This window comes from Bradyrhizobium elkanii WSM2783 (genome assembly GCF_000472865.1).
GTDB lineage: Bacteria > Pseudomonadota > Alphaproteobacteria > Rhizobiales > Xanthobacteraceae > Bradyrhizobium > Bradyrhizobium elkanii_A.
Genome location: NZ_AXAP01000002.1, coordinates 169,069 through 189,508, shown reverse-complemented (window position 1 = coordinate 189,508; position 20,440 = coordinate 169,069). Strand labels below are relative to the sequence as shown.

The following is a 20,440-nucleotide window of genomic DNA, read 5'->3' as shown; positions in this document are numbered from 1 at the left end:
CTTTCATCCCTGGCTGGTCGCAAGACCCGGTCTGACATTTGGCAAGGAAGCGAAGGCGAATGACACGAGTATTGATTACCGGTGGCGCTGGCTTCATCGGCTCCCACGCGGCGGACGCGCTGCTTGGCGCTGGTTACGAAGTCAGGCTGTTCGACAACCTCTCGCCCCAGATTCACGGTGCGCAACGCGAGCGTCCCTCCTATCTCCATCGGGAGGCTGAACTTGTCGTCGGAGACATCACCGACGTGCTTGCCGTCGAACGTGCCTTGCGCGGCGCCGATATAGTCCTGCACCTGGCCTCGGCAGTCGGTGTTGGCCAGAGCATGTATGACATCGACTCCTATGTGCGGACCAACGAACTCGGCACCGCGACCTTGCTGCAAGCCTTGACGAGACGTCCGGTCGAACGTCTCGTCGTCGCCTCCTCCATGAGCATCTATGGCGAAGGCCTTTACCGCGCCGTAGATCATCATGCCGAGCTGGCGCCGGATGAACGGCCGATTGACCAGCTCCGAAACGGTGAATGGGAATTGCGCGACGCCGCAGGCCACATCCTCGATCCCGTGCCGACGCCCGAAACCAAGCCGCCCTCCTTGAGCTCAATCTATGCGCTGAACAAATATGCGCAGGAACGCATGTGCCTTATTACAGGCAATGCCTATGGCATTCCGACCATCGCTCTGCGCTTCTTCAATGTGTTCGGCCCGCGCCAGGCGTTGTCGAATCCCTATACAGGCGTGCTGGCGATCTTTGCCGCGCGCCTGCTCAATGGCCGCCGTCCGCTGGTGTTCGAGGATGGTTTGCAACGGCGCGATTTTGTTCATGTGAAGGATGTCGCCCGCGCCTGCCGGATCGCGATCGAGACCGATCGGAGGAATGACGTGTTCAACCTCGGCTCGGGCCAAAGCCGCACGATCGTCTCGGTCGCGCGGGATCTCGCCCGGGTCATGGAACGCTCGGACATTGCGCCAGAGATCACCGGCAAATATCGCGCCGGCGATATCCGGCACTGCTTTGCAGATATAGCCAAGAGCCGCGCTCTGCTCGGCTTTGAGCCAAGCGTCAGATTTGAAGACGGCCTTGCGGAGTTGGCTGATTATCTGGCGGACCAGATTGCCGATGACCAAGCCGAGCAAGCCGCGGCGGAACTGTCGCGACGAGGATTGGTCGCATGACGAACAGAGACAACAGGCCTGTGCTGATTACCGGCGGGTGCGGCTTTATCGGCTGCAATCTCGTCGACCGGCTCGCTGACCGCGGTAATAGTGTCCTCATCCTGGACAATCTCGCCCGCGCCGGCGTCCGCGAGAATGCGCAGTGGCTCAAGTCCAGACACGGCGACCGGGTCAACATCGTCGTCGCCGATGTCCGCGATCCGATTCCTGTCATCGATGCCGTGAGGGAAGCTCGTGCCGTGCTTCACCTTGCGGCCCAGGTCGCCGTCACCGACAGCGTGGCGGATCCGGTCGGAGATTTCGAGATCAACGCCCGCGGCACCATCAATGTGCTCGAGGCCGTGCGCCTTCACAACAAATCCGCGCCGATGCTCTTTGCGTCGACGAACAAGGTGTATGGCCGGCTGATCGACGACACACAGATCATGCGAACCGGCGCCCGCTATGCGCCCGTCAGCAAAACGCTCTCGGACGGAATATCCGAAAACGCTCCGCTCGACTTTTATAGCCCCTATGGTTGCTCCAAGGGAACGGCCGATCAATATGTCCGCGACTATGCCCGCGTGTTCGGCCTGCAGGCTGTCGTCATACGCATGAGCTGCATCTACGGACCGCGACAGTTCGGGACCGAGGACCAGGGCTGGATCGCCCATTTCCTCCTGAGCGCCATCCGCGGCACCCCGCTGACAATCTATGGCGATGGCCTTCAGGTCCGCGACGCGCTGCACGTCTCGGATGCCGCCGATGCTTGGCTGACGGCGCTGGACCGGATCTCACTGGTGCGCGGCCGCGTGTTTAATCTGGGGGGAGGCCCGTGCAACTCGGTGAGCCTGCTTGAGCTGATCGATCACATCACGCAACTGACCGGTCGCAAGACGAAATACACATTTGCGGATTGGCGGCCTGGCGACCAGCCCTGGTACGTCACCGATACGCGAGCGCTCTCCACCGCGCTTGGCTGGATGCCGAAGATCTCCCTACAGCAAGGGCTGTACACCCTGCACGCATGGCTTGACAGCCGTTTTGGACAATCGATGCCGAACAGGGAGGCCTCAGCATGAGGCGTGTCGCCCTGATCAATCCAAACTGGAATTTCGACGGCAGCATCTATTTCGGTTGCCGCTCTCCGCACCTGCCCCTGGAACTCGGGATCTCCGAGCACTATCTGCGCGAAGCCGGGCATCCGACGCTATTGCTCGATGCGCACATGTTCGGCCTTTCGCTCACGGGAATCGAGGCCGAACTCCACGCGTTCAAGCCGGATATAGTCGTGGTCACCACGGCGCCAACGTATCTGTTCTGGCGCTGCGCGCCGCCCGAACTGCGCGTTCCGCAGGAGCTTACACTTTCACTGCGGGGACTTGCACCGAAGTTGGTCGCCGTCGGGCCGCACGGCTCGACCACGCCGAGGGTGGCGCTGAAGAAGCTTGGCGTCGACGTCGTCGTGATGGGCGAGTGCGAGCACTCGCTCCTGCGGCTCGCCAATGGTGAACGCGATTTCGCTGGGCTGTGCTTCACTGACGGCACTTCAATTCGCATCAACGGCGGACCTCAGGCGGTCAACTTCAAGGACCAGCCGTCGCTGCGCTGGCCGACCGAAATGATCCGACGGCATCATCATCACCATCATCGCTTCGAGGCGCAGCCGACCGGCCCCGGCGCCGAGGTAGAGGCATCGCGCGGCTGTCCGTATAACTGCACGTTCTGCGCCAAGGAAAATTTCCGCAACGCCTATCGCAAGCGCCCTGCCGCCGTCGTTCTGGAAGAGATCGACCGCTTGCGAAGCCAGGGCATCGAGTATCTCTATTTCATCGACGAGATCTTCCTGCCGAATGCCGAATTACTGCAGGGCCTGACTAGCCGCGGGCTCAAATTCGGCGTGCAGACACGGATCGATCTGTGGCGTCCCGAGATGCTGGAGCTGCTCGGCCGTGCCGGCTGCGTGTCGATCGAGGCGGGCGTCGAGAGCCTGACGCCGGAAGGACGGGCAGCGCTGGCAAAGAACTGCAAGATGACCACCGACCAGCTTGCCGATCAGCTGGTCGAAGCGCGCCGGCATGTGCCGTTCGTGCAAGCCAACCTGATCGAGATGCCGGAGGATGAGGATCCCGTCGTCCAGCGCTGGCGCCGCCGGATGCAGGATGCCGGCGTGTGGGCCAACGATCCGGTGCCGCTCTATCCATATCCCGGTTCGCCGGATTACCGGAAGCTTTGGGGCGAGCCTGATGATTTCGCCTGGGAGCGTGCCCACCAGCACTACCTTGCGATGTTCGACCAATTCAGCGACGTCCAGGAGGAACGTCCCGTTCCACTCGCCGCGCTCGAGCTGCAGGTTGCATCATGAGCCGATCCGCGAATCTCAGGATTCTGATGACGTCGGATACCGTCGGCGGCGTGTGGACCTATGCTTCCGCGCTTGCGACAGCGCTCGCCGCTTCCGGCGCCGAGGTTCATCTTGTGACGATGGGGCCGCGCGCGAGAGTGGATCAGCGCGCAATGCTGAAGGATGATCGCGTGCACCTGATCGAGACCGACCTTGCACTCGAATGGCAGGATCCGGAAGACAGCGATCGACCGGTCGCCCAGCGCGCCTTTGCCGAGCTGGAGGAAGAGGTCCGGCCTGACGTCGTTCATCTCAACAGCTTCCGTGAGGCGGTGTTTGAGTGGCATGCGCCGGTGCTCGTGGTGGCGCACTCCTGCGTGAAGTCATGGGGTCTCGCCTGCCACGATACCGCATGGCTCGATGGGCCGGCCTGGCGACGTTACACGGCCGCTATCGCCGCGGGCCTGAGCCGGGCGCAAGCGTGGGTCAGCCCGAGCTGTGCGTTCTACGACGTCATTTCCGATCTGTACCACCCCAGCGCGCCCGGCTTGGTGATTCGGAACGGCATCGCACCTGCTTCTCCACCAGACAAGAAGGAAGACTACATCCTTGCGGCGGGCCGGCTATGGGATCGCGCCAAGAACATCGCGACGCTGACCGACGCCGCGAAAGGCGTCCGTTGGCCGCTATACATCGCGGGCCCCGCCGATGATGCCGCCTCAGCCAGCGTTTCTTGGCTAGGCCATCTTTCCCACGACGAGTTGCGCGCCCGCATGCAACGTGCGGCGATCTTCGCAAGTCCGGCGCTCTACGAGCCGTTCGGCCTTTCGGTCCTGGAAGCTGCCTCCGCAGGATGCGCACTGATCCTATCCGACATTGCAACCTTCCGCGAGCTATGGAGCGGCGCTGCCGTATTCGTTGATCCGACGAGCAGAAAAGGCCTACGTCGCGCCCTCGATGCGTTATGCGCGGACGACGACAAGAGAGCACAATTGCAACGCGACGCCTGGGCGCGCTCGCAGCGCTACCCCCTGGCGAGGACGGCGAGCGCCTATCTGCAACTCTACACGAATCTGGTGGCCAACGCGCGGCGGCCCGTTTCAAGGCATGAGCTGGAGATGCACGCATGAAATGCATCCTCTTCTGTCATGCGTTCACATCCTGCTGGAACAATGGCAATGCCCATTTCCTCCGCGGCATCGCCCGCGAGCTCGGCGCGCTCGGTCACGGGGTCGTGGTCTACGAACCTGCTGACGGCTGGAGCCGGACGAATGCGATCCGTGACAGTGGTTCGAATACCTTTCACGAGGTAGCGGATCTTTTTCCCAGCATCGATATCCGCCAATATGACGCCTCACTCGACCTCGACGAGGCGCTGGATGGCGCTGGGCTTGTGATCGTCCATGAATGGAATCCGCCGGAGCTGATCGAAGCGATCGGCCGCCGCCGCGCGCTCGGCGCACCCTACGCCCTTCTGTTCCATGACACCCATCATCGCGCCGTCACCGCCCCCGACGAGCTTGCGCGGTTCGACCTCAATGGATTCGACGGCGTACTCGCCTTCGGCGAAGCGCTTCGTCAGATCTATCTGCGGCTCGGATGGGCCGAGCGTGCATTCACCTGGCATGAAGCGGCTGATACAAAGCTCTATCGCCCGCTGCCGCATATCACGCGAACCCATGACGTGGTCTGGATCGGCAATTGGGGCGATGGCGAGCGCGCTGCCGAACTCAGCGAGTTTCTGGTTCGGCCAGTATTGGAGTTGAGCGCCCAGACACGGATCTACGGCGTCCGCTATTCGGAAGCCGCGCACCGCGCGATTGAGCAAGCCGGCATCGAATACCGCGGCTGGCTTCCGGCGCATCGCGCGGCTGCGGCCTTTGCTACCGCGCGTTCCACCGTGCATGTGCCGCGTGGCCCCTATGCACGATCGCTGCCAGGCATTCCAACGATCCGGATGTTCGAAGCCATGGCCTGCGGCATTCCCATCGTCTCGGCCCCTTGGGACGACATTGAGAATATGTTCCCGCAGAAAGCCTATCTGCGAGCCGAGAACGGAGCGCAGATGACCCGCGTGCTGGCGACGCTTCTGAACGACCAGGCGTTCGCGGCTGAAACCGCCGAAATCGGTCTCCGAGTGATCCAAAGCCGTCACACCTGCGGCCATCGCGCTATGCAGCTTCTCAACATCGTCGATGAGATTCAAGGCGCGCGTCCGTCATCGCAGCCCGCCGAACACGAGGGAGCCATCGCATGAAGATCTGCTTCTTCGGTTCGAGCCTCGTCTCGTCCTACTGGAACGGCGCCGCGACCTACTACCGCGGCATGCTGAAGGAAATCGCAGCGCTCGGGCATGACATCACCTTCTTCGAGCCCGATGCATTCGAGCGACAGGCTCATCGCGATATCGACGATCCATCGTGGGCCAAGGTAGTCGTCTATCCGGCGACGCCGGAGGGATGGCAGCGCTCCCTGGAGGTCGCCGCTCGTTCCGCGGACCTGCTGATCAAGGCGAGTGGCGTCGGCGTGTTTGACGTCGAATTGGAAAAGGCGATTGTTGAGATTCCATCAAGCGCGATCCGCATCTACTGGGATGTCGACGCGCCAGCGACGCTGGATGCGATGTCGAGCCATCCACGCCATCATCTGCGCAAAGCGATCCCGCGTTATGACATCGTACTCACCTACGGCGGCGGGGATTGCGTCGCGGCAGCTTATCGCGCGATGGGCGCCCGGAACTGCGTTCCTATCTACAATGCGCTGGATCCGGCGACGCATTTTCCGGCGCCGGCCGACACCAAATTCGAATGCGATCTCGGTCTGCTTGCCAACCGCCTGCCCGACCGCGAGCAGCGCATCGATCAATTTTTCCTCGATGTCGCGACCCGGACGCCCGGCAAGACCTTTACTCTGGGGGGATCCGGCTGGGAGAGCAAGGAGGCACCGTCCAACGTTCGCAAGGTCGGGCACGTCGGCACCAGCGATCACAACGCGTTCTTCGGCTCTGCTCTTGCGACGCTGAACGTCAACCGCAACAGCATGGCCCGTTACGGGTTCTCGCCGCCCACCCGTGTGTTCGAAGCGATCGGCGCTGGCGCGTGCCTGATCACCGACGACTGGGAAGGCATCGACCATTTTCTCGAACCGAATCGTGAAGTGCTGGTGGCAGCCAACGGCGCCGAGGTGGCAGAGCACCTGAATTCACTGAGCCCGGAACGCGCACATGCGATCGCGGAGCGCGCAAGGGCACGTATTCTCAGCCTTCATACCTACCGCCACCGGGCGCGCCAATTCGATGACCTTTTCGCGGGAATGGACAAGAGAATCGAGGCAGCAGAATGAATCTCAACATTGTGGTCATCGGGCTCTCGGTCACGTCTTCCTGGGGCAACGGTCATGCCACCACCTACCGTGCCTTAATCGACGCCATCGCGAAGCGCGGCCACCGCGTCACATTCCTCGAGCGGGATACACCATGGTACCGCGATCATCGCGACCTTGCAAAGCCGTCGACATGGACCGTCAAGCTCTACCAGTCGCTGCCGGAGCTTCCCCGACGGTTCGGCAAGCTGATCCGCGATGCCAATCTGGTGATCATCGGCTCCTACGTGCCGGACGGAATCGCGATCTCCGAATGGGTGACGACGCACGCGCGGGGAATAACGGCCTTTTACGACATCGATACGCCGGTCACCCTCGCTGGACTCGATCGAGGACTAGGCTACATCTCCGGCGCCATGATCCCGCGCTTTGATCTCTATTTGTCCTTTAGCGGTGGACCGGTGCCGAAAATGATCGAGGATGACTTTGGCAGTCCGCTCGCCCGCGTCCTCTATTGCAGCGCCGATACGAGCCTCTACCGCCCGCGGGAGGCGCAAATAAAGTGGTCGCTGGGTTACCTCGGCACCTATAGCGAAGACCGGCAGCCGCTGCTGGAGCGACTGCTGCTTGCGCCTGCCGGAATACTGCCGGATCAACGATTCGCAGTCGCGGGACCGCAATATCCAGAGCATCTCGCCTGGCGTGAAAATGTCGAACGGATCGAGCATCTCGCGCCGACCCTGCACGCACAATTTTATTCGGAGCAGCGCTTCGCCTTGAACGCCACCCGCGCTGACATGCGCACGCTCGGTTTTTCACCGAGCGTGCGGCTATTCGAAGCCGCCACCTGCGGAACGCCGGTTATCTCCGATCGATGGCCCGGCATCGAAACGATTTTCATGCCATCGACGGAAATCCTCCTGGTCTCCGAAACGCGCGAGGTGGTCCAGATCCTTCGCGAGATGCCTGAAGAACGCCGGCGGACGATCGCCGAAAACGCGCGCAGGCGCATCCTGGCCGATCACACGCCCGAACATCGCGCCCGTCAGTTGGAAGCCCATTATCTCGAGGCAACTGCGCGGCGCTGCCGCAAATCGACCCGGCCGTCCATCAGCCCGCAGATGCAGGTCACCGAGATATGAGAGAGGAGATGCCATGACGTTTCAGGTCCGCCTTCGGCCTTCCCGCCACACCAAAACCGTGCTGATCGCCGGGGGCGCCGGCTTCATCGGTTCGCATCTCTGTGATTCGCTGTTGCAGCGGGGCGCGACTGTGATCTGCGTCGACAATCTGCTCACCGGCACGGTCGACAATATCCGCCCATTGCTCAATCATCCGAACTTTCGGTTCGTCGAATGTGACGTGCGCGATCCGCTTAGTATCAATGACGACATCGATCAGATCTATAGCCTTGCCTGTCCGGCTTCACCGCGTCACTATCAGGCGGATCCGATCGGTACGATGAAGACCTGCGTCGTCGGCACCATGAACGTGCTGGAACTCGCGCGGAAGAAATCGGCCCGCGTCCTCCAGGCCTCGACCAGCGAGGTCTATGGCGATCCCGAGGTGCACCCGCAACCCGAATCCTATGTCGGCCACGTCAACACGATCGGTCCGCGTGCCTGCTATGATGAGGGAAAGCGTGCTGCGGAGACGTTGATGTTCGATTATCAACGGACCCATGGCCTCGAGGTGAAAGTCGCCCGCATCTTCAACACCTATGGGCCGCGCATGCTGGAGAACGACGGGCGCGTGGTGTCGAATTTCATCGTGCAGGCCCTGCGCGGCGAACCGATCACGATCTATGGAAAGGGAACGCAGACACGAAGCTTCTGCTTTGTCGACGATCTCATTCGCGGGCTCGAATTGCTGATGGAGAGCCCGCCCTCCATCAGCGGGCCTTGCAACCTCGGCAACCCGCAAGAAATCACCATCGAGTCCGTGGCGCGTGAAGTTCTCGCCTATACCAATTCGGCCTCGCCGCTGCGTTTTGAGCCGCTGCCGAAGGATGATCCCAAACGGCGCAGGCCGGTGATCGACACTGCCGAGCGGTCGCTAGGCTGGCGTCCGCGTATCGCGCTGAAAGAAGGCCTGCAGGCAACCATCGCCTATTTTGCGTTGCGTGTTGCGACGGCGATGCCAGTGCTGGTGCCGGCGAATGCCTCGCGGAACATATCGCGTGCAGCGCGCGCTCGATTGACCATCGCTGCCCAGCAGTAACGCCGACGGCAGCTTGAACAGGTGGACGGCAACGGCCGGGGAGCAATACCGAAGACCGGACCTCGGCTGACGTGCACGTTGGGACAGGAATCATCACAGCAGCGGCCGACTGCGACTGCTCCGCCATCGGCACCTACGCCGAGCGCCGGAGCGCAAGTTGCGCTACGCCTTTCTGGACGGCGCCAATCACCTTTCCGATGATGTTTGCGGTCGTCTACCTCTCGGCCCTTCCACCAGAATAGGCGTTCAGGAACGATGTCGGTCCGCCACGATTGAATCGGAAACGTTCTGATGCGCCATGTCCAGTATTCGCTTTCCAGATCGGCCGAGAAACAAGGCAGGTCAAGCACGTGAAGCCCGCGATCGGCTCGGAGGGCCTTCGGCGGAACAGGATCATCGCGGCCGCGGCGCGACATCTCCCTGGCAAATTCCGTGGGCGGGATGGAAGGACATCCTGCTCAGGACCTACGAACAGATCAACAAGGACAGGGTTCTCGCCGTCGCGGCGGGCGTCGTGTTCTACGGACTGCTTGCGCTCTTCCCCGCGATCACGGCAATCGTATCCTCCTATGCGCTGTTTTCTTCGCCAACGACCATCAATGACCATCTGGCCGCGTTGGCCGGCCTCCTACCTCAGGGCGCCTTGGACATCGTGCGAGATCAGGTCGATCGCGTAGTTGCGAAGGGGGATACCAAGCTTGGGTTTGCCTTTGCGTTCAGCTTCCTTCTCGCGGTGTGGAGTGCAAACGGGGGCATGAAGGCGGTCATCGATGCGCTCAACGTCGTGTATGAGGAGGACGAGAAGCGCGGCTTCTTCAAGCTGAACGCCGTCTCGTTGGCGTTCACCTTCGGCGGCATCATCGCCGCACTTGTTGCCATCAGCGGCGTGGTAGCTCTGCCTATCATCCTCGGGACATTCGGGGCGAGCTCGGTTGTCGATAACCTACTACGCATTGGCCGCTGGCCTGTCCTCGTCCTGGCCATGCTATTCGGACTGGCTATACTATATCGGTATGGGCCAAGCCGGCGTTCCCCACAATGGCGGTGGCTGACGGTCGGAAGCGTCTTCGCGACGTTGAGCTGGCTGGCCGGATCTGCGGCCTTTTCCTTCTATCTTGCAAATTATGCCAACTACGGCGCGACCTACGGCTCGCTGGGGGCAGCGATTGGCTTGATGATGTGGATGTGGATGTCGGCCATCGTCATACTGGTGAGCGCAGAGCTCAACGCTGAAGTCGAACATCAGACGGCACGAGACAGCACCGATGGTTCAGGCAAGCCGCTCGGCGCGCGAGGCGCACGCATGGCGGACACGGTAGGAGAACAAAAGACGAGCTGACATCTGCGTAACAGCGGACGCCTCGTTGCTAGGAACCTACGACCATCGCTGGCAATCTCCTAGTCGTTACGGTCTCGGCGCCCGTGCACGGGCGAGTTCAGCGACCACCCGCTCTCGGCCGCCCGCGTCTCCTAGATCCTCGCGCGTCGCGTCAGCCTTCGCGGATGCCCCCTGCTCCGCTGCGTCGACCACGCGCTCGAACTTCGCGGCCATCTCGTTTGCCGCCGACCTGGCTCCCTCGATCGTAAGACCCTGCTTGCGCGCCTCGTCAGCCGCAGCGTGAACTGCCTTTCCGGCTGCTTCACCCGCTCGAGCTACCTGCTCGGCCGTGAACTCGTGAGCTTTTTCCTTCACCGCCTCGCTCGCTTCGCCGAGGTACTCCGCTTCGGCCTTCGTTGTCGGGAACGCTGAAGCGATGCACGCGCCCGCGGCAATACCGACAGCCCCAAGCGCAAGTGGTTGTCTTCGAAACAGATCAGCCAGGGCGGACCCCACGCTTTCGATTGTCCCAGCCGCCCCATCAGGAACCGTCTTCGCATATCCGGAAAGCGTGTCGGCCTGCCGGCGGCCCAGGTGCGCGGTGCGATCGATCACTCCGGCAGCACTGTCCTGAAGCGTTTCAGCGGCCGAGCCGACGCTGGACCTAACGGTCGACCCGGCGCCTTCCAGCACACCTTGTGCAGTATCCGTGGCACGATCAAAACCCGAACGCACTGCGTTCGTCGCACGACCCACTTCACTGCGGCTGAATAGCCATACCACACCCATGCCGATCAGCGCAGCCGAGAGCGGGTTCCGGCTCGCCGCGTCGCCGAGGTCGCGCAAAAAATCCGATCGTGTCTCTGAAACGTCCCTCATCGCATCATCTCCTTCGCTGCCGCCTTGTCCCGTTGAACCTGCTCTATCGTGACCGTTGGCTTGAGGGCATCACCCGAGAGCCTGCTCAGCCCAATCCAGACTAGCCCCGCCGAGACTAAAGCTGAGACGCCCCCGACGAGGAGATAGGCGATCGGGTCGGAAAGCCCGGCATGCATCAGGCCAGCAGCTGCTGACATCAGCAGCAACACCAGGGCTGGAATGAAAATGACCGCTCCGGCGCCGATCATCGCTCCTGCCCGACCCGCCTGGCTAATTTTTTCCGAGAATTCAGCCCGGGCAAGCTCGAACTCATTGCCGATCAACTTTGCAAGCTGGCTGACGGCATCACCGACAAGATCTGGAATCGAACGGCTAGCTTGATATGCCATCGTGGTACCCTCGAGCTTCGGACTGGCGGCTTATTCCATCCCGCTGACCAACCCCGGACATTACGCGGGGGCCAGTGTCCTCTGAATGTTCGGCTGAGCTTTTCAGAAACCGCACCACGCCGAACCCCGCAAGCGCGGCTATGCCGAGGAACGCCGTCGGCTGCCGGCGTGCAAACGTCCTCGCGTTGCGCAGAAGATCATCGAAATCGCCGTTCCTCAGCGAGGCCGACACGGTTTCGACCTGCGACGCCGCCTTGCGCATGTAAGTGCCGGCAACTGGCAGGTCGCCGTCAAATTCGCTGGCGGCCCTTCGCATCGCTTCGGCAATGCTGCTGATGTATTGAGCGCCGGCATCTTTCCGATCGTCGACCTTTTCCTTGACCCGATCGGCAGCCTGCGATCCCAGATCCTTGGCGGCGTCGACAAACTCCGAGGCCTGATCCTTGATGGCATCCGCCGAGGAACTTGCCATCTCCGCCGCCCGATCCTTGAGGTCGCGCCCGGCAGAGGCAGTTTGCTCGCCCGCGCTTTTTGCGGCGCGGCCTGCTTCCTGGAAATCCTGTTCCGCGGGATCGGAACTCTTTTCGATGAAAACCTGGTCAGCCATGACTATCTTCTCCGTGGAAATCTGATGATTGATTGTCCTCTGGCGGCTCGAAGGCTGTGGTCACGGCAGCCTCTGCCACTCGGCGGACACGTTGCCCCAAGTCATTCGCGCCCTCACGCACGCCTTCCGCGCTGAGCCCCTCCGCTTCGGCCTGCTCCGCCGCGCGCCGGGCGGCTTCTCCGGCAGCATCTTTTGCGGCTTCGAAACCGCGGGAAGCAGCGGTTTGTGCGCGACGCTTGACCGAGCTGCTGGTCTCACCGAGCATGTCGTCCTCCAGCTCCGTTCGCGGAAGCGCGCTGGCGATCACGCCGCCGATGAGCAGCCCGATGCCAGCGACCAGAAGCGGATTCTGCTCAATCGTCTCGCGGAACGTTTTGGTTACGCGATCTCCCAAATCGGAGGCGGTCTCCCGTCCCGATCTCAACGTCTCGCTTGCCGAATCCTTGGCCGCCCCTGCAAGGCTCTGGCCTGTCGAGGTTACGCCGTCTGCAATGTCCCTCACGGAACCAGCAGCAGCACCAACCTTTCCGGCGATCTGATCTCTCAGCTCGGCTCCGCCGCTCCTGACCGAGGCGGTGGTCGATTCTGCTGCCCCGCGTAGCTGCTCAGAGTCCGACATCAGCGAGGCCTGAGCGGTGCTGCCCGCCTCGCGTGCGTGGTCGGCTTCGGCGGAGGTTACCCGATCAAGATCGCCTATGACGGCTTCTTTAGCGCTATTAGTGGCGTCGCCGATTTGGTCGCCGAAGCGGCGTGCGCGACGGACAACGTCGTCAGACAAATCAGCGGCGATGGCGGAAGCCTTCTGCGTCGCTGCCTTGCCGCTGTTGGAACTCGCCAGGTAGAGGCCGGCGCCGATCATCCACACCGGCAACGGCACGGTTCGAGCGAGGCGAAACAACGGATAAGCAAGACTGGCGCCTACGGCGACTGCCTGCATCGGGTTCTCCCGTGCCGCGGTGGTGATATCGCCGAGCAATTGCTCACCGCGGGAACGGACGAAGCCGGAAACGTCGGCTTTGATAGCAGCCGGACTAATGCGCTCCCGTATGTCCTGAGCCGTGTCCGTGACACTATGGCGAAGCTGTTCGACCGTCTGCGTAAGACCGGCCCGGGTCTGCTCGGTCTCCCGCCTGATCTGCTGAAGCGAACGCGTGTCAGTTTGAGTCATGTTTGTACACCTAAATTCATCTGGAAGCCGAACCTGTATTCACCGCGTTGGTTCCTCAATTAGCCGCTTTATCTCGTCGCGAGCGAAGCGCCGATCGATTGGCAAATGCCGCGGTACGAGCAAAAAACATTGACCAGTTCGCTCTCTCCAAGCAGTCCCGGCAGGGTAGCCGAGACTGTCTGGTCGGAGGGACTCTCGACAGGAAGCCGAGAGAACGAACGACCTTACTCGTCGCCGGCCCTTTCGTTCCTATGAGTGCGATCGCGGGGGAGGATCACGTTGAGGATGGTTGAGCACACGATCGGCCTGATGCTCCGTTGAGCCGCCGTAAGTGACAACAGCATTGTCCCAAGACCACTCGGGTGCCCATCTATCCTTTGAGCTCGTCCAGAGCTGAGCAAGATCAGCAGTCCGACTGACGTTCAGGAACACTCCGCGGTTGTCCGGATTTTCATCCCATGTTCATGCCCGAAAGGACGCCGCGCGCCCGCGATCAGTCCGCGCGATCGAGACAGTGAATCACCGGCCGAAGGCCGCTTGCGGTCAGCTCAAGAATGGCCAGAGTAACAGGCAACTTAAAGCGCCGCGGCCCAGCGCTTCCGGGATTGAGATAAAGCACTCCGTCAATGGTCTCGATCTGCGGTCGATGCGAGTGGCCGCAAACGACCACGTCAATTCCGCACAAACCGGGATCGAACCGTAGTTCCTGGAGGTTGTGCAGGATGTAGATGGACCGCCCGCCGAGCCTTACCGTCTGGGTGTCAGGATAGTGCTCCGCCCAGTCGCCGGTGTCGACGTTCCCCCTAATCGCAGTCACAGGCGCAATCCGGCGGAGCCGGGCGATCACGTCCGGGCGACCGATATCTCCGGCATGAATGATATGCGCCACCCCCGCGAGCCGTGGCTCAACCTCGGGACGCAGCAGGCCGTGGGTATCCGAGATGACTCCGATCCTGAGCAATGCGTCAGTGTCCCTCTACCCGGTCCTTGAAGAGTTAGTTGCTGCGTCCAGCGATGCACTTTGGTTCGTCCTAGCGGACACCTCTCGTTTGTAGAAAAATCAGTCCATTCGATGTCGCGTTGTTACGAGCCGATACTTTTCCCCACACCAGCTGAGCACACTGAAGCTTCCTCAACCCTCGGTCCGCGCTGGTTGGTTGAACCTGGTTCCTGACTCGATGCTTGCTTTTCCATACGAATCGGGAACGCCGCCTCGCTCCTTGCCGGACTCGTTGTCCAGGTCCAACCGCCACGGAAGGTTGATCACGGTCACATCAGGTTGTCCGAGTCCGATTAATCGAGAGCGCAGCCGGAGGGCGCGATGCGTATGCAGCAGGTGTTGGTACCAACGCCGTTTAACCACTTCTGGGATCAGCACCGCGAGTCGCCTACCGGGAAATTTGTCTCTGATCTCATCGATCACCCTCAACATCGGCTGTTGAATCGCGCGGTATTGCGCCTGGAGAACGACAAGGCGTGGAGGCAGGAGTCCCGCTTGCTCTGCCGGCACCTCGACATCTCTTCGCCATTGGTCGCGAAGAATTCGCTGTTCATCCGCAGCATCTGGACCTGACAGCTGTAGGAGATGAACGGCGACGACTTCCGGCGAGATGCTCAACGCAAATTTCAAAGCGTTGTCGCTCAGCCTGTTCCAACTCTCGAACGCGACAACGACAATAGGCGGAGCCAATCCGCTGAGATCCAAAGGGGCGGGATCGCGGAGCTGGGTGGCAAGCTCGTCATAGTAGGCGCGTATCGTTTTGAGCAGAACGATGACGAGCGGAAGCACCAAAATGGTGATCCAAGCTCCCTCTATGAACTTGGCGGCGATGATCACGATGAGAGCAGTACCTGTCGTGATCGCGCCGATCGCATTGATCACGAGATGGGCTTTCAGTTCCTTCTTGGGTGCTTCCTCCTCGGCAATGGCTCGGCGCCAATGCCATACCATGCCAGTTTGCGAGATGGTGAAGGTGAGAAATGCACCGATCGCAAACAGTGGGATGAGCCTGTCGGTTATGCCGCCAAAGACCGTCAGGAGAAATCCCGATGTGAACGCCAGATATAGGATGCCGACGTCAAAGACCAATCGTCGGCCCGCAACTGCGAAGGATTTTGGCAGGAAGCCGTCCTGGGCGACTACGCGGCAAAGGCGAGGGAAATCCACGAAGCTCGTATTGGCCGAAAGAGCCAGCACGCACAGCAGTGAACCGATCGCGACATAATAGAGAGCGCCGTTTCCCACAATGGCGGCCGCAAGCTGGGACAGAATACTGCGGTAGCCCTCCTGCTCCTGATCCATAGCGCCGATGCCATAGGCGCGAGTGAGAAAGGCGATGCCGATCAGCAGCGTGCCGAGGATGACGACGATCGCCGTCAACGTACGGTGACCGTACTTAATCGTCGGCTCACGAAAGGCGGTCATGCCGTTGGACACAGCCTCCACTCCCGTCATCGCCGTGCAGCCGCTTGCGAAGGCGCGCAGCAGTAGCCAGAGACTCGCGGTTTCGATTGCGTGTCCCATTGGGGGCGGCGGGACAGCCGGCTGGGGCGATCCGTTGGAGATCATGACTTTATACGCTCCGACAGCGAGAATGATGCCGAAGGTGGCCACGAACAGATAAGTAGGCAAAGCAAACATCCGGCCAGCATCGAGCGTGCCGCGGAGGTTCACAATCGTCACGAGCGCGAGAATACCGAGACACAGCGGGAGAATGTAGGCGTGCAAGGTCGGCACCGCCGAAACCAGCGCGCCAACTCCCGCCGCGATGCCGACGGCAACGTTCAAGACGTAGTCGACCATCAGAGCCGCCGCGGCGAGCAGACTAGGATTGGTACCGAGGTTGTCCTTGGCAACGACATACGCACCACCGTTGTTCGGGTAGGCTCGGATGGTTTGCCAGTACGAGGCAAACAAGATCGCAAGGAGGACCACGATCGGCGCCATGACCCAGCCGATAAAGGACGTCGCGGCTGCTCCGAGCGGAATGAGGATGGTGAGGGCCGCTTCAGGACCGTAGGCGGATGAGCCAAGTCCATCGAGTCCCATTGCCGGAAGGCCCTCAAAGGCCCCGATCTTGCGCTCCTTGAACTCCCGGTTGGCCAAGCGTCGTCCGAGAAGAAGATCAAGCGCGCCCACACTCACTATCCCGACCAACAAGAGACATCATACCATTCTTCAGCTTACCCACCGAGGGACACAGCCGAAGTCGAGGGCGCCCCACGGCCTGCCGTATTCGCAAGGTCAGGCGCTCCGAACACCAAGACTTGTAAATTTCGTAGGTTCCTAATGGGTGGAGTGTTGCTGACTCTGAGAAGAGCAGCGCACGAATCTCGAGATGGCGCTTTGCGGCCGTCGCAGGCGAAGACAGCGCTGCTTTTTCGAGGACTTGGTTAGCGAGATTTTTCGCCCGTTCCGGAGGGCGAAGTGCGGCTCGTGCTACTGGTGGATCCCGTCGTCGGCTGGTCGGCGGGTCGTCCAGGGGCGTGGGCGGAAGCACCCGGCTTCTCCTGCTCACCGACATAGCCTGATTCGCCGGACTGACGGGTCTTGGCGCCCTTGTCCGCCTCCTCCTGCATCTGCGGGTTCGGCACGGTCTGCTGCTGCGCCATGGTCGGCAGCGCGACCACGGCTCCCAAACCGACGACTAGCGCGAAAATCGAGGTTCTCATGAGATATCCTCCCATACTGGGCTCCACGCTCAAACCCGCAAAGCGGCGATCGTTCCCGGGAGCTGGAGCTATTTGCGACGGCACGGCAGGCCATTTCGACGACGAATGATCCGGCGTAAACTAGGACCGATCCGCGCCGTAGTTTCTGGGCAAAAACCGCATCGCGGCGGGGATCCCGGATCACCTGTCGTTGTCATGTTCTTCAAGCCCAGCGCCATTGGCCAGCCGCGCGGATGCTCTCAGGAACGGGCGCAACGCGGGTGTGTTGAGCTCCCATTCTGGGAGTGACGCCCTCAATGGCGCTGACGATCCCGGAGAGCCCTTCAACTGGCTTTGCCCCCGGGCACCCACAACATCTTTGGAAGAAAAATTAGCGCTGCTCGCCCTGCGCGCGATGCCAGCTAGGAGAGCCGGCGATATCGGCGCAGCATCAGGTCAGACGCTATTTCAGCTTGCCGAGCTTTGCGAATAAGCTGCTCTCTCTCGCTCCCAGCTGGCCTGCTTTCGGCCATTTTCCGCGGATGCTGCACCTCGCCCGCGAGCAACTCTTCCAAGGTGGTGTTCTTAAAACGACGCCGCTTTAACATGGCGCAACTCCCTCGTATGCAGGCGGGAGCGCGATCGGTCTTTCGACCACCGGCGCCCACCATGCGTAGTGTCATGCCAGTGATGGAAGATAACTCGCAAGCCGCCAGTTTGTTCGCATGGCGGTACGCCAAAAGACCGCGCTGCACATCAGCGCGTCGAGCTGGCAACCTGAGAGACCCGGGCCCGATCGCGTCTCAACGGTCAAGATCTCGTTCAACTGTCCCGTTCTTTCATTTACTGCGCCTCGAGCGCGCGCCGCTCATTCGGCGTCAGCTTTTGCTGCCTGATCTGCAGTGAGTTTCCCGATGCCGACGAATTGAACCGGATTTCCAGGATCGTAAGCCGGCGACTGACCGCTGCGTTCGGGCGCCCGACGCGACCTGTTGTCCTCGTCCTGCCGCGGCTCGCCGTCACCGCCGCCGTAGCCGAGAAACTCAACAATGATCACCGAAGGCCGATCCGAGGGCGTTTGCTGGGTCGCATCCTTGACCGCGTCCGCTGCCGCCCTGTCCTTAGTATCGAGGGTCAGTGGCGCGATCTTGACGTCGTCCTTTGGGATCCCCTTCACCTCTCCCTTCACGGCGAGATTGTCGATGTTGACGACGAACCGCGCGGCGACGTTGAAGTTGCCCGACACGCGAACACCGGCGTCCCCGAAGTTCACGGTGCCGACCGGCGCGATCAGGTCGACTTCGCCGGGCTGGACACCGGTAAAGGCTTCGACGGTGCCGATGCCCGATCCGCTCATGTCCGCCCTCTCGATCACGCGGGTCACCGCGTTGGCGTTGGTGTTGACGTCGGACGCGGCCACCACACGGGTGGTCTTGGCGCCGCGGCCGGCATCGATGTCGCCGAACGTCGACCAGATCATCTCGTCGCCCCCGGCGAAGATGAGAATGCGCGAGCGGTTCACGGTGACGCTGTCGCGCGCGAAGATGTTGATGTTGCCATAGCCGAGCGTGACCACGCGCCGTCGCCGTCCGGAACCGGCGTCTGCAGCGAAGCGAGTTGGAAGCCGCCGCCGGGTGTCATCACGGTGATGTCGCCGCCCGACATGGTGCGGAAGTAGACCGACGGACTGACGACGCTACCCTTCCAGCCGCTGCCTGGAAACAGGGTGCCGATGGCGGCATAGCCGCGGTTGTAGCCGCCGGTCAGCAATCGATCGTTCTGGTCACGACCGGCCTCGCGCAGCTCCTGCATGTAGACCTGCCGGATGAAACGCTGCTGGATGAAGGGCGACAAGGTTTGAAACGCCGTCCAAGCCTGCGTCGGCGACAAGGTCTGACCCGTGACGTCAGCGACGAACGAGACGAGCCCGAGCTGGATCTGCTTGCCGTCGCGTGTGTCGTCATAGGCATCCGTCAGGTACAGCGGCACGATCTGGCCGTCGACGGTCGTGGTGAGATAGGCGGGCATTGCGGCGACCTTCGCCGGATCGAGATAGGCGGCGACGAACGCCGTGTAGTCCGGGGACTTGCCGTTCAGGCCGGCGATCACGTCGATCGAGGCGCCGTCGGCGGGAAGGCCGCGGATGTCCGTTCCCGTGATCGGGCGGTTGCTGCTGTCGAACCGGCGATTGCCGATGCTCACCGTTCGCGGATTGTAAACGTCGCGTCCGGCGGTCAGCAGCACCGAGCCGGGCCGCTCCACCGAGAGGTCGGCATTGATGATGTCGTTGCCGGCCTCCAGCCATGTCGTGTCGGTTCGGTGAAGGTTGCGCGGGTTCAGCGTGACATTGCGGATGTCCTTGCCGGCACGTAGCCAGGTCTGCTCGTTGGCCCACATCGTCGCGCTTCGAGACGTCGTCGTGGTGGCAACCGGGCCGATGATCGAACCCGAGCGGGCATAGATCCGGCTCGGCTCGTAGTCGTTGTCGTTGTCGTTGGAAAGATGCGCCGGATTGCGGAAGCTGGCGAGGTAGAGGTCGTGGGCGCCTAGGCGATTCGATCAAGTCATCAACTCGGATAAGGTTTTCGGTACACACACCCAACCAAATCCGCACGGCAAGCCCGTCGGCGTTAGCTGGTCGGCAAGCGCGCCACGGCATCCTTCAAGGCGACTCCGCTGGTACCTGCCTTCAGCATATCCAAAACCAGCGACACGACGGCATCCGCGGCGTTGTCGGCGCTCAGTCCGCCGTTACGAATATTCGAGATGCAGTTCCTCCTTGAATCGGGCGTACCCGCCTTCGGCAAGCATGTCATGTAGGCGCCTAGACTATCCGCTGAGGAAAGCCCGGGTCGCTCTCCGATGAGCACAATCGAAACCCGAGCACGGATGATTTCCGCCACGGGATCACCGAGCGCGACGCGCGCGAGCGATGCCAAAATCAGCGGTGCGATGGAAAGCTGCCGAGATGAAAGACGTTCGACGATCGCTTGCACCAGCGGCACGGCATTGATGTTGATGGCGCTGGCCGACAATCCATCCGCCACCACGATCACGACATCACAACCCGGATGGATACCTGCGAGGCGCTCCGCGGACTCCGGAGAAAGTTTTCGGCCCAGATCAGGGCGTCGGATATAGGTGCCGCGATCGCCGGCCTGGCTTTCGACATCGACCGTTTCCGGACTTAGATCAGCAAGCTTGGCTCGAAGTGAAGCCCAATCGACTGCAGACCAGACGGCCTGACGCGCGCGTGCATGATCGAGTAGAAACAACTGCGCGGCGCGCGTTGGCAGCCCGGCACCAAATCGACCCAGAAGCACGCGCGCTTCCGTCACCTGCCGCAAGTCGACCGACCCTGCCGTTTCCTTTGCCAGATCATCCTTCAC

General features: G+C 61.6%; 19 protein-coding genes. 9 read left to right on the top strand and 10 right to left on the bottom strand.

The window, feature by feature from the left end; translation table 11 throughout:
- Positions 1 to 59: 59 nt before the first annotated feature.
- The 9 genes from YY7_RS0102960 to YY7_RS50510 all read left to right on the top strand — a co-directional run bounded on the left by YY7_RS0102960 (position 60) and on the right by YY7_RS50510 (position 10,378).
- Complete coding sequence (locus tag YY7_RS0102960; protein ID WP_028161920.1) at positions 60 to 1,175, top strand: NAD-dependent epimerase/dehydratase family protein; 1,116 nt, start codon at positions 60 to 62, stop codon at positions 1,173 to 1,175.
- Positions 1,172 to 2,236, top strand: coding sequence for an NAD-dependent epimerase/dehydratase family protein (locus tag YY7_RS0102955; RefSeq protein ID WP_028161919.1), 1,065 nt, complete (start codon positions 1,172 to 1,174; stop codon positions 2,234 to 2,236). Before YY7_RS0102960 ends, YY7_RS0102955 begins: the two co-directional genes overlap by 4 nt.
- Positions 2,233 to 3,519 (top strand): TIGR04295 family B12-binding domain-containing radical SAM protein, encoded by a 1,287-nt coding sequence (locus tag YY7_RS0102950; RefSeq protein ID WP_028161918.1) that lies wholly within the window; start codon positions 2,233 to 2,235, stop codon positions 3,517 to 3,519. The genes YY7_RS0102955 and YY7_RS0102950 overlap by 4 nt, the downstream gene beginning before the upstream one ends.
- Positions 3,516 to 4,628: a glycosyltransferase family 4 protein gene (locus tag YY7_RS0102945; protein ID WP_028161917.1), complete on the top strand. Its 1,113-nt coding sequence runs from the start codon at positions 3,516 to 3,518 to the stop codon at positions 4,626 to 4,628. The genes YY7_RS0102950 and YY7_RS0102945 overlap by 4 nt, the downstream gene beginning before the upstream one ends.
- Positions 4,625 to 5,755 carry a CgeB family protein gene (locus YY7_RS0102940; protein WP_028161916.1) on the top strand — a complete coding sequence of 377 codons (1,131 nt, stop codon included), beginning with the start codon at positions 4,625 to 4,627 and terminating at the stop codon, positions 5,753 to 5,755. Before YY7_RS0102945 ends, YY7_RS0102940 begins: the two co-directional genes overlap by 4 nt.
- Positions 5,752 to 6,840 (top strand): CgeB family protein, encoded by a 1,089-nt coding sequence (locus tag YY7_RS0102935; protein WP_028161915.1) that lies wholly within the window; start codon positions 5,752 to 5,754, stop codon positions 6,838 to 6,840. The genes YY7_RS0102940 and YY7_RS0102935 overlap by 4 nt, the downstream gene beginning before the upstream one ends.
- Positions 6,837 to 7,961, top strand: coding sequence for a CgeB family protein (locus tag YY7_RS0102930; protein ID WP_028161914.1), 1,125 nt, complete (start codon positions 6,837 to 6,839; stop codon positions 7,959 to 7,961). Before YY7_RS0102935 ends, YY7_RS0102930 begins: the two co-directional genes overlap by 4 nt.
- Before the next feature lie 13 nt (positions 7,962 to 7,974).
- A complete protein-coding gene (locus YY7_RS0102925) occupies positions 7,975 to 9,039 on the top strand; it encodes a UDP-glucuronic acid decarboxylase family protein (protein WP_028161913.1) in 1,065 nt (354 codons plus the stop codon).
- Between the two features lie 298 nt (positions 9,040 to 9,337).
- Positions 9,338 to 10,378: a YihY/virulence factor BrkB family protein gene (locus YY7_RS50510; RefSeq protein ID WP_051396472.1), complete on the top strand. Its 1,041-nt coding sequence runs from the start codon at positions 9,338 to 9,340 to the stop codon at positions 10,376 to 10,378.
- Between the two features lie 66 nt (positions 10,379 to 10,444).
- Here YY7_RS50510 and YY7_RS50505 read toward each other — a convergent pair whose 3' ends face one another.
- From YY7_RS50505 to eutC, 10 genes are all read right to left on the bottom strand, one after another.
- On the bottom strand, positions 10,445 to 11,236 hold the full coding sequence (locus YY7_RS50505; RefSeq protein ID WP_051396471.1) for a hypothetical protein: 792 nt from the start codon (positions 11,234 to 11,236) through the stop codon (positions 10,445 to 10,447).
- Positions 11,233 to 11,625 carry a phage holin family protein gene (locus YY7_RS0102910; protein WP_028161912.1) on the bottom strand — a complete coding sequence of 131 codons (393 nt, stop codon included), beginning with the start codon at positions 11,623 to 11,625 and terminating at the stop codon, positions 11,233 to 11,235. Before YY7_RS0102910 ends, YY7_RS50505 begins: the two co-directional genes overlap by 4 nt.
- Entirely contained in the window at positions 11,609 to 12,232 is a 624-nt protein-coding gene (locus YY7_RS50500) for a YtxH domain-containing protein (protein WP_051396470.1), read from the bottom strand. The genes YY7_RS0102910 and YY7_RS50500 overlap by 17 nt, the downstream gene beginning before the upstream one ends.
- Positions 12,225 to 13,169 carry a hypothetical protein gene (locus tag YY7_RS50495; protein WP_196237212.1) on the bottom strand — a complete coding sequence of 315 codons (945 nt, stop codon included), beginning with the start codon at positions 13,167 to 13,169 and terminating at the stop codon, positions 12,225 to 12,227. Before YY7_RS50495 ends, YY7_RS50500 begins: the two co-directional genes overlap by 8 nt.
- Positions 13,170 to 13,893: 724 nt before the next feature.
- Complete coding sequence (locus YY7_RS0102895) at positions 13,894 to 14,361, bottom strand: metallophosphoesterase family protein (protein WP_028161911.1); 468 nt, start codon at positions 14,359 to 14,361, stop codon at positions 13,894 to 13,896.
- Positions 14,362 to 14,532: 171 nt separating this feature from the next.
- Positions 14,533 to 16,539, bottom strand: a complete 2,007-nt coding sequence (locus YY7_RS50490; protein WP_245287171.1) for an APC family permease — start codon at positions 16,537 to 16,539, stop codon at positions 14,533 to 14,535.
- A gap of 254 nt (positions 16,540 to 16,793) precedes the next feature.
- Positions 16,794 to 17,072, bottom strand: a complete 279-nt coding sequence (locus YY7_RS50485) for a hypothetical protein (protein ID WP_155255009.1) — start codon at positions 17,070 to 17,072, stop codon at positions 16,794 to 16,796.
- 847 nt (positions 17,073 to 17,919) lie between these two features.
- Positions 17,920 to 18,627: a filamentous haemagglutinin family protein gene (locus tag YY7_RS0102875; protein ID WP_028161909.1), complete on the bottom strand. Its 708-nt coding sequence runs from the start codon at positions 18,625 to 18,627 to the stop codon at positions 17,920 to 17,922.
- Entirely contained in the window at positions 18,570 to 19,448 is an 879-nt protein-coding gene (locus YY7_RS0102870; RefSeq protein WP_028161908.1) for a hypothetical protein, read from the bottom strand. Before YY7_RS0102870 ends, YY7_RS0102875 begins: the two co-directional genes overlap by 58 nt.
- 233 nt (positions 19,449 to 19,681) lie before the next feature.
- On the bottom strand, positions 19,682 to 20,440 hold the full coding sequence (gene eutC, locus YY7_RS0102865) for an ethanolamine ammonia-lyase subunit EutC (protein ID WP_051396506.1): 759 nt from the start codon (positions 20,438 to 20,440) through the stop codon (positions 19,682 to 19,684).